The organism is Neisseria sp. P0008.S010 (assembly GCF_051962715.1).
Classification (GTDB): Bacteria; Pseudomonadota; Gammaproteobacteria; order Burkholderiales; family Neisseriaceae; genus Neisseria; species Neisseria elongata.
In genome coordinates this window covers 45,647-53,828 of record NZ_JBQCVA010000015.1, presented here as the reverse complement: position 1 = coordinate 53,828, position 8,182 = coordinate 45,647, and the positions used below count along the sequence as shown (strand labels likewise).

Annotated in this window: 9 protein-coding genes; 3 read left to right on the top strand and 6 right to left on the bottom strand. The window is 50.6% G+C overall.

The genetic code is table 11. The annotated features are described in order from the left end of the window. Positions 1-12: 12 nt before the first annotated feature. From ACTHSL_RS05815 to ACTHSL_RS05800, 4 genes are all read right to left on the bottom strand, one after another. Entirely contained in the window at positions 13-372 is a 360-nt protein-coding gene (locus ACTHSL_RS05815) for a BRO-N domain-containing protein (RefSeq protein ID WP_440380693.1), read from the bottom strand. Positions 373-693: 321 nt separating this feature from the next. Continuing rightward, entirely contained in the window at positions 694-864 is a 171-nt protein-coding gene (locus ACTHSL_RS05810) for a hypothetical protein (RefSeq protein WP_440380695.1), read from the bottom strand. Between the two features lie 310 nt (positions 865-1,174). Continuing rightward, positions 1,175-1,726, bottom strand: a complete 552-nt coding sequence (locus tag ACTHSL_RS05805; protein WP_440380692.1) for a DUF4760 domain-containing protein — start codon at positions 1,724-1,726, stop codon at positions 1,175-1,177. A gap of 202 nt (positions 1,727-1,928) precedes the next feature. Then, positions 1,929-3,080 (bottom strand): tyrosine-type recombinase/integrase, encoded by a 1,152-nt coding sequence (locus tag ACTHSL_RS05800; RefSeq protein WP_440380691.1) that lies wholly within the window; start codon positions 3,078-3,080, stop codon positions 1,929-1,931. A 137-nt stretch (positions 3,081-3,217) separates the two neighbouring features. Here ACTHSL_RS05800 and ACTHSL_RS05795 point away from each other — a divergent pair, with 137 nt between their 5' ends. Beyond that, the gene (locus ACTHSL_RS05795; protein ID WP_440380690.1) at positions 3,218-4,201 is read left to right on the top strand and encodes a tRNA dihydrouridine synthase; all 984 of its coding nucleotides are present in this window, start codon (positions 3,218-3,220) and stop codon (positions 4,199-4,201) included. A gap of 82 nt (positions 4,202-4,283) precedes the next feature. Here the strand turns inward: ACTHSL_RS05795 and ACTHSL_RS05790 are convergent, their stop codons facing one another. Together ACTHSL_RS05790 and ACTHSL_RS05785 are read right to left on the bottom strand one after the other, a co-directional pair. Then, complete coding sequence (locus tag ACTHSL_RS05790) at positions 4,284-4,478, bottom strand: YbdD/YjiX family protein (RefSeq protein WP_070452802.1); 195 nt, start codon at positions 4,476-4,478, stop codon at positions 4,284-4,286. Further along, entirely contained in the window at positions 4,468-6,549 is a 2,082-nt protein-coding gene (locus ACTHSL_RS05785) for a carbon starvation CstA family protein (protein ID WP_440380689.1), read from the bottom strand. Before ACTHSL_RS05785 ends, ACTHSL_RS05790 begins: the two co-directional genes overlap by 11 nt. Before the next feature lie 363 nt (positions 6,550-6,912). On the opposite strand from ACTHSL_RS05785, the gene ACTHSL_RS05780 reads away from it, so the two are divergent. Together ACTHSL_RS05780 and purE are read left to right on the top strand one after the other, a co-directional pair. Next, a complete protein-coding gene (locus ACTHSL_RS05780; RefSeq protein ID WP_440380688.1) occupies positions 6,913-7,521 on the top strand; it encodes a bacteriohemerythrin in 609 nt (202 codons plus the stop codon). A gap of 138 nt (positions 7,522-7,659) precedes the next feature. Continuing rightward, positions 7,660-8,148 carry a 5-(carboxyamino)imidazole ribonucleotide mutase gene (purE, locus tag ACTHSL_RS05775; protein WP_283113964.1) on the top strand — a complete coding sequence of 163 codons (489 nt, stop codon included), beginning with the start codon at positions 7,660-7,662 and terminating at the stop codon, positions 8,146-8,148. Positions 8,149-8,182: the final 34 nt, after the last annotated feature.

Sequence of the window (8,182 nt, the reverse complement as noted above, 5' to 3'; positions counted from 1 at the left end):
GTCTGGGGAGGATTAAGGGGGCATTTGGGTAAAATCAGGAGGTATTGGGGGGAGGGGCGGAAACAGCCGAAAATCTGTGTTTGGGTTTCGGCTGTTGGAGGAAAGGCTTTTTTGCAAAGGTCTCAAAAGGTGTGCGCCGCGCAGACTGAATACGCTCACCTGCTGTTTGCCGCCTGCGGTAGTCAGTTCGATGACGCGGGTCATGCTGTCGGTAAACTCGTCGGCGTTGCGGTCGTAGAGGTTGGTAATATCTGATGTTGGATTTTTATAGCCCAAGGCACTTGCAATTTGCAAGCCCCTTAGCCAAGGCTGACCGTTGATGTCGGTAATTTGGAAATGAGTATTTTTAAAAGAAAGGGATACTGCGTTCATGATGATTTCCTGTAGGTTGATTTCGAAGTTGCCCGAAACGGGCGGCCGCGAGGTTCGAAAACTCCCTACAAGAGCCGTGCTTATTCCCCGATTAATCGGGTCTTGTATTCGCAGCCCTCGCGGCCATAAAACTTCAGTATCGAAACAACAAGGAAACCGAGATTCTATAGACGTAAAAAATTCACGCTGACGGGGTGAATGCCGTGTAGGAAGAGGTTTTCGACGCCTCGTGAAGTGAACTCTAACTAAAAGCCGCTGCGCCGTCAAGAGGAATTTTCAGACGGCATGAAAAAACGCCAAGCGGCAACTTGGCGGCGGGGTTTATTTTTTCAGTTCTTCGCGGATTTTCTCTTTCACCCATTGGGAAAAATCAAGATTTTTAGCATATTCCAAAAGCTCTTTTTCTATTTCCGCATTAAACGATACTTTTTTGATAACTCGCTTCTGTTCGTACCGCTTTCGGTTTTCTGCTAATTTTTTATCAACCATCATAAGCTCCTTGATTTTTTCGGATGACTTTTGTAAGATTGGGACTAGGCGGCGTGTCCTGCCGCCTAGCTGGTTATCCCTAGTAAGCTTTACCGCTTACCAACATCAGGACAACCAAGATAAGGATTTGAAGGGCTGTCTTCATTTTCCTTCTCCCAGTAGAGCCCCGCTTCGATGGGGCTTTTCCCGTATCAGGCTTCACTGTCCCGATGAATTGAATTATAAACGTGGACACGTTTAAAATCAAGCGTTTTCCGAACAAAATCAAAGCAAAAGGTCGTCTGAAATGTGGATTTCAGACGACCTTTTGCAATCATTGTCCAAGAGGGGATGCCTCCCAGCGGCTGGCAAGCCATTCCAGTTCCTGGTAATAGGTATTACGCTCTTTCTGTCGGCGCAGCTCCATAATCATGGGCTTGGCTTTTTTCCATGTGTCCATCACATCCGAGTATTTCAGGCGTTTGTAAATTTCTTCTTCAAATGCGCCGGTGCGTATGCCCAATGCGATAAATTCGTAGCGGTTCAACAGGATTCTGATACTTTCTTTTTCGGCTTCGGCTTCTTTTTTATCGCAGAATGAGGGTTCCATGTATTTGATAAAAGAGGCTTCTGGCGGCAATTGTGCCACTATCCTTTTTGCCTGAACCAAATCGGTATCTTGGTTTTCCTGAATCAGAATGTCGATTGTGGCTCTTTTCCTAATCATTTCGTGATTATGGTTCAGCGTTGTTTTCGCGGATTCCCCATTCTTTTTAATGGCTTTTTGGGCAAAGTAGCCTGTAACGGCTATGGATATGATAATGGCTCCTGTTTGTACCCAGAAGCCATATGCTTGATTGAAGATAATTAAGCTGTCCGGCGCCATTTAAAAACCGTCCCAGCCTTCTGAATAGATTTTACCCATTTAATGCTCCTTGCGTTGTCGGTCGCGAATTTCGATGTGTGTTTATAGTATGGCAGTCCTTGCCGTTTATCAAGTGGTTTTGTGTGCTTTCGTGTTGTTTTGTGCTGTTTTGTGTTGTTTTGAGCAAAAACGTTGTCTGAATTTTCAGACAACCTTATATTTCTCAATTGCACTTCTTGGCATTTTCCAACGCCTCAACAAAATCCAACCGTCGCGGACGGCGGCGGATATTGGTATAAACCCGCATACTTTCCCAATCCCCGTGTAACGTAACCTGCTGCATCAGCGGGATGGACAGCCCGTCTTCGGCAAGGCGCGTTGCCCCTTCGTGCCGTAAATCGTGAAACCTTAAATCTTCAATATGCAAGGCGCGGCAGGCGTTGGTAAATAGTGCGCTGATTGTTTTCGATTGATACCCGCCTAAAAGCAAATCGGGGTTTCCCTGCATCTGTCTTCTGATTTTCTCGCTCTGCAAAGCCTCTATCAACGGTATTAACTCGTCCCTGACTTCAAATTTCTTATGATTTCCCTTGCTTCCGCGCGGGTGTTTTACATCTTTTACCAGCCATTGACGCGTTTCCAAATCCAAATCCGCCCATGCCAGCCGTCCGATTTCTGCCTGACGTCGGCAGGAATAGATGGCGAACCATATGATCAGGTGCATAGGCACGCGCATATCGTTCGAGCTTCTGCGGTTCCACGAAAAATAAAAGTAATCTGTCAGCTTCTGCAATTCTTCTGATGTCGGCAGTCTGTCGCGCTTTTCTGCTTTGCCGATGACCCGCGCGCGCCGTAGGCCTTCAATCGCAATATCGATTTCAGACCAAGTAACTGGATAGCCCCAAACAAAATGGGCATGCTTCAAAATCGAGCGCAAATATTGCAGGTCTGAATTGATGGTGGATGGCTTGACCGGCAGCAGACCCAATTCATCCGATCCGCGTTGGCGGATAAAGGCATAAGACATGAAATCCTCGCGCCGCAACCGGTCGATGCGCTTGTCGGCAATCTCAAAATTCATCACAAAATTTAGTGTCCTGAACTTCGAATCACTATACTCTGTTCGCACCTCGTCCGCATACCGCTTGGCGGCTTCCCGAAGGGTGGGGCATAATGTTTGCCGTTTCTCGCGGAAAAGCAGTTCAGGGTGCATTTCAAGCTCTGCCTCTCTTAATTTCAGCCATTCAACCGCCATAGCCTTTTTAGAAAAGGTACGACTTTCCGAGAAATCAGGGTAGCCCGCCTTTTTAATCCGTATCTGCGCCCGATATACGATGGCGCCTGACGGATTGGTTCGTTTTGTTATCGTTCCCATTATTTGCACCATATCCAAATTAAATAAAAATGGTGCATATATGGTACATTGAAAATGCTAAAACGTGCAGAAATAGGGCGGAATAATACAAAATAAACACTTTTAAAAATTAAATAAAATCTAATGAAAACAATCAAATGACTGAATTTAAAGAAAAATGCAGAATCGTGCTTGCTCCGATGCAGGGCTTGACGGACGCTCCGATGCGCGACCTGCTGACCCGCATCGGCGGTTTTGACGAATGCGTCAGCGAATTCGTCCGTATCACGCACACCGTCCATTCACGCGCCACCTGGCTGAAATACGCCCCCGAAATCGCCAACGGCAATCGTACGCCGTCGGGCGTTCCCTGCACGGTTCAGCTTTTAGGCAGCGACGAGGAAAAAATGGCGGAAAACGCATTGGAAGCCGTGCGCTTCGGGGTGAAGAAAATCGACTTGAATTTCGGCTGCCCCGCACCGACGGTCAACAAACACCAAGGCGGTGCGGTACTGTTGAAAGAACCGGAAAGGATACACCACATCGTCCGCACGCTGCGCCGCGCCCTGCCCGACCATATTCCGCTGAGCGGCAAAATGCGTTTGGGATTTGAAGACAAAACGCTGGCTTTGGAAAACGCGCAGGCCATTGCCGAAGGAGGAGCCTGCTCGCTCACGGTACACGCCCGTACCAAAGTCGAAGGCTACGAGCCGCCCGCACATTGGTCTTGGGTGAAAAAAATCGCCGATGCCGTAAGCATTCCGGTAACGGCCAACGGCGATGTTTTCACCTTGCGGGATTATCTGGACATTAAGCGGGAAAGCGGCTGCAACAGTGTGATGATCGGGCGGGGGGCGGTAATGCGCCCGGACTTGGCGCGCCAAATCAAGCAATATGAAAACGGGGAAGAAGTATGCGAAATGCCGTTTGCAGAAATCCTCGGCTGGATAAACCTGTTTGTCGATTTGTGCCTGTTTCAGACGGCCAACGAAAAATACGCCGTCGCCCGCCTGAAGCAATGGCTGGGCATGATGAAGAAAGCCTATCCCGAAGCACAGGCTTTGTTTGACGCCGTACGGACGGTTCGGGAAGCAGAGACAGTGAAGAAGATCGTAACGGGTTTCCAAGTTGCCGCCGGATAGTCGGAGGCCGTCTGAAAAACAAGCCAAGCATTAAGAAGGCCGTCTAAAAAACCGTTTATGGTTTTTCAGACGGCCTGTTTCATTAGCAGCATCGCCCACCGTTTGCGCCGCAGCGGCGTTTACGGCAATAGTCTTGGAATTGCTGTTCGGTCATCACAGGGGCGTTCGGATTATGCCTGCGCTGTTGGGCAACGTAATTTTCATAATCCGGCACACCCGCCATCAGGTTGGCTGTCAGCCTGGCGGTTTTCCACCAGGCTGCAAGTTTACGCTTCACCTTGTGCCTCCGCTTGTTTGCCGTCGCGGTATACCGCAGGGATTTCTTTCGCGGTCGGCCAAGCCACTTTGCGCGCCTTCAGGGCGGTGCGCCAGCCGTAGATGGCAACGACAACGACGACTGAGAGGAACAATGCGGTCAGGCCGGCATTGATGTAGTCGTTGAAGATAATCTGCGACATTTCGCCGATGTCTTTGGCCGGCGGCAATACTTTGCCCTCATCCAAAGCAGTTTGGAATTTTCCGGCATGCGCCAAGAAGCTGACGCGCGGGTCGCTGTGGAACAGTTTTTGCAGACCGGCGTAGCAGGTTACAAACAGTACGCCGAAGGCTGGAACAAGTGTTACCCAAATATAGCGGTCGCGCTTCATTTTCACCAATACGACGGTACACATAATCAAGGCTACGCCTGCCAGCATTTGGTTGGCGATACCGAACAAAGGCCAGAGCGAGTTGATGCCGCCCAACGGGTCGGTCACGCCGGTGTAGAGGAAGTAACCCCACAATGCCACGGCGAGGAAAGTAGCAATCAGGTTGGCAGGGATAGAATCGGTGTTGCCGAAAGGTTTGTAGAAGATACTGCCCAAGTCTTGAATCATGAAGCGTGCGACGCGTGTACCGGCATCAACGGCGGTCAGAATGAACAAGGCTTCAAACAGCAGGGCAAAGTGATACCAGAATGCCATCATGGCTTCGCCCGGAATCAACTGGCTCATGATGTGCGCCATACCGACTGCGAGGGTTGGTGCACCGCCGGCACGGGAAAGGATGGTGCTTTCACCCACTTCTTTTGCCGTGTGCAGCAAGGTTGCAGCATCGACAGGGAAGTTGAGTTTGGTTGTAATCACTTCGGCAGCTGTGTTGGCATCCGTACCGATCAGGGCAGCCGGGCTGTTCATGGCGAAGTACACACCCGGATCAAGCGACGAGGCGGCGGCCAGAGCCATAATGGCCACAAAACTTTCCATAATCATACCGCCATAGCCGATCATGCGGACGTGTTCTTCATTCTCAACCATTTTCGGTGTGGTACCGGAAGAAATCAGCGCGTGGAAGCCGGAAACCGCACCACAGGCGATGGTAATGAACAAGAACGGGAACAGTGCGCCGGAGAATACGGGGCCGGAACCATCGATAAAGTGGGTTACGGCAGGCATACGCAGATCTGGATTAACGATCACGATGCCCAAAGCCAAGGCCACAATCGTACCGATTTTCAGGAAGGTAGAGAGATAGTCGCGCGGAGTCAGCAGCAACCAAACAGGCAATACCGAAGCCACGAAACCGTAAATCATAATCGCCCAAGTGAGCTGGATACCGTCAAGGTCGAACCAGTGGCCGACGGAACTGTGCGCCACGTCTTCGCCATATATCACGGCCAACATCAGCAGGATAAAGCCGACGATGGAAATCTCGCCGATTTTGCCCGGGCGGATATAGCGCGTGTAAATACCCATAAACAGCGCAATCGGCATGGTGGCGGCGATGGTGAACGTACCCCAAGGGCTGTGAACCAAGGCTTTCACCACAATCAGCGCCAACACCGCCATGATGATGACCATAATCATCAAAATACCGATGGACGCAATCACGCCGGGCACGGTGCCAAGTTCTTGTTTTACGATATCGCCCAAAGACTTACCGTCACGGCGCATGGAGACGAACAAGACCATCATGTCCTGTACCGCACCGGCAAACACTACGCCGAAGATAATCCACAGCGTACCCGGCAGATAACCCATTTGCGCAGCCAGTACGGGACCGACCAATGGGCCTGCGCCCGCAATCGCGGCAAAGTGGTGGCCGAACAATACGCCTTTGTGTGTCGGCACATAGTCCAAACCGTCGTTGTGCCGCTCGGCGGGCGTGAGGCGGTTCGGATCAAGCTGCATCACGTTTTTGGCAATGTACAGGCTGTAGAAACGATAGGCAATGCAGTACACCGATATGGCGGCGGTTACCATCCATATCGCACTGACATGCTCGCCGCGGCTGACGGCCAAGGTAGTAAAGGAGGCTAGGCCGACCAAAACCACAATGCCCCATATAAGGAACGTTTTCAGCGATTTCATGGTTGAATCCTTAGAATATATAAAATTAAGCACAAAGGGCCTGAATGATGACACCGGGCAAACAACCGCCACACAGTGCCTTTATGTGAGGAGACTAAAGATGGTAGTGTGAAGCCCGCTTATAAGATTAACACAAAAACGACAAAATATGCGGCAGACTTAACATATCGAAATCATAAATGCTTTAAATCAGCCCGATTGTGTCAATCTCATTCTTAAGCAGCCTGCACCCTCCCATTCAGGCCGTCTGAAATGATGCGCTTCATGCCGGCTATATTCTTTGACTTAGATTAAGCCGCAAAGTACTTGCATCATTACAATACCGCCCTCACTGGGAAAACCATCAGAACAGGAAACAATAAAATGAGCTATTTCGACTGGACTCCGGATCTCGACACCCACATAGAATTGGTGGATGAGCAACATAAAATCCTGGTCCGCTGCATTAACGAACTGCACGAAGCCAATCAACGCAAGGATTTCGAGACGGAGGGAAAAATCATCGAAGACCTAATCCGCTATACGGTCGAACATTTTTCCGATGAAGAAAAACTGATGGACGATGCCGGATATCCGCTCAGCAAACAACACAAACAAATCCATCAGCGTTTTGTCGATAAAGTCAGGGAAATCCAACAAAAACAGCGCGAAGGCGAAGATATCGGACAAGAATTGCTGGGCATACTGCACAACTGGCTGTTTACCCATATCAGCCATCACGACAAAGGTTTCATCCCCGCCGTGCAAAAATATTTGGCCGCCAAATCCTCTTACGACGAATTGGAAGCCGAAGCAGCGGTTCGGGCAGCCTTTCAAAATCCGCGCCGCACACAAAATCCGACCATTTTCCCAGCTTTTATCGACGACGATGCGGCCGATGCCAACCATTCCGGCAACAATAACGCGCAAGAATCGGAAGACATTTTTTCCAAAGCACGGCAAAATATCAAAAATTTGAAAATTTGGCGTTAGAACCGGCGGCGGGGCGGACTGCGGAGCATTCCGGCAACGCCTGCCGTTTTTGAAACGATACCCGTTTCAGGCAAAATCAAAACCAGCATCCTCAGGGTTTGAAACCCTGCCCACCCATCAAACGATTAAGGAACCACCATGGCAAAAATCGGCATCATCATGGGCAGCAACAGCGACTGGCCCGTTATGCGGCATGCCGCCCAATTTCTCGAACAATTCGGCATTACCTATGAGGCGCGCGTCGTTTCCGCCCACCGCACGCCGGACTTGATGTTCGAATACGCAGAAACCGCACGCGAACGCGGCATTCAGGCCATCATCGCCGGAGCGGGCGGCGCGGCCCACCTGCCCGGCATGGTGGCGGCAAAAACCACCCTGCCCGTACTGGGCGTACCCGTGCCGAGCAAATATCTGAGGGGCGAAGATTCCCTCTTGTCCATCGTCCAAATGCCCAAAGGCATACCCGTCGCCACCTTCGCCATCGGCGAAGCGGGAGCGGCAAACGCCGCTCTGTTTGCGGTTTCCCTGCTGTCCAACCACGATCCCGAACTGGCGGCCAAGCTGGCCGATTTCCGCGAACGGCAGAAACAGACCGTTTTGGAAATGGAACTTCCTGCCGAAGAATAAACTTGGCGGCAATCAATAATGAGGCCGTCTGAAA